Here is a 1,465-nt window from a genome sequence, read left to right on the forward strand (position 1 = left end):
TATCCAGTATCGCCCCTTATGTCATCCAATAATGCTGAAACGTTGTTGATTGCTGCACTCGGGGGAATGGGGATCGTGCTGTTTCCTGATTGGCTGATTGGAGACCAACTCAAGCGAGGAGAACTAATCGTACTACTGCCGGAGCTGGATAAGTCTATAAAAACGGAGTCGCAACACATCGCGGCAATCTACCCGAATGCCCGTCATCCTTCGCTGAATGTTCGGGCGATTATCGATTACTACCTTGATTCGTTCGGTTCTCCGCTTTACTGGCAGTTTGAATAAGAGCTGGTCGCTAGAAACATCGCATGTGATTTGAATAAGTTTAATACCAAGTAAGATTCATACTGAGTGCTTTATCATGCTAAAAAGGCAGCGTTCGATAATTGGAGTACTGCTTTTCTAAAAAGTTTATGTCCAAAAACGAGTTTACTCGACCGTCTGCTTCTCGCTCATGGCTGTCTGTCAGATGAAGTCTAAACTTATTCTCTTAAATTGTAAGATCAGATATGAGCTAGGAAAGATTAATTTAAAGCAATAGTTGGTTTGCGTTTTTTCTCATTTACTCTTAATTCATTTCTCTTTGTGCCATATGTTTTGTCTTTGCCAGAATAAAACGAATACTTTCAACTTGATGGTTGAGGCAAATTAAAGTTAACGATTCATAAAGAGGGTAAGAGGCGCTGCGCTTTTAAAGCAAAGATTAATTGAATAATTCTTAACTATTATTTCAGATTTGATTTTTAGATTTTGCTCAAATCTGATATTCGTATATGTGGCATGAGCAGACATCGAAGGTTTTTAATGTCTGAAGTCAAAATTTGACCCCATTCACTCCTAAAACGAATTAGGTTAACGTGTTGAGTTAAAGACGGGGTTGGTAAAACCCTCAGATTTGATTGAGCCTGCACGTTAACCGCTCTTATTTAAATGTTGGGTAACCCGTCTATATTCGTCTACCTATTAGCGGTAATATATTTTGCTAAGTGTTCCACTGCCTCATTCGAATTTATTACTTCGTTCGACACATAAACATCTGGTTCGATAGGTTGCTGACAATGCTCTTTTCCTGATGGGCGAGTAAAGATAAGTGTCGGCATGGTTAGTTCTAAATTAGAACCAGACAATACATGAGTTTGTATACGCCCAGTAGTGCAAGACCTTACATTTGAATGACCCGCGATGACAGCCTGACGAGAGTCCTGTAGTGAGGTTAAAAACAAAATAGTGGATGAATAACTGAGCGGCCCCATTAGTAAATATGCCCGTCCAGGTATCTTTAAACCCTTATGCGCGTCGACAGGCACTAATTGATTAAATGTGCCTTCAATAACCTCACCTTGATTACCTTTAATAGGTCCTAGTTTGATATTTCGTTCCGTCATACGAATTTTAAAGTTTGACAGAAATGGAAATGGCCTGCTCGCAATGTATGGTGCAATACCTTGCTGCCAATAGTGATCGG

1 protein-coding gene and 1 pseudogene are annotated in these 1,465 nt (G+C 39.9%); one reads left to right on the forward strand and one right to left on the reverse strand.

All coding sequences use genetic code 11. The features are described 5' to 3' along the window. A partial coding sequence (locus L654_RS0100635; protein WP_029753425.1) for a LysR substrate-binding domain-containing protein occupies positions 1-285 on the forward strand: 285 nt, incomplete at its 5' end. A 671-nt stretch (positions 286-956) separates the two neighbouring features. Here L654_RS0100635 and L654_RS0100640 read toward each other — a convergent pair. Beyond that, positions 957-1,465, reverse strand: a pseudogene (locus L654_RS0100640) (S41 family peptidase); the annotation flags it as partial.

Origin of the sequence: Pseudoalteromonas sp. TAB23, assembly GCF_000498075.1 — a bacterium.
Taxonomy (GTDB): domain Bacteria; phylum Pseudomonadota; class Gammaproteobacteria; order Enterobacterales; family Alteromonadaceae; genus Pseudoalteromonas; species Pseudoalteromonas arctica.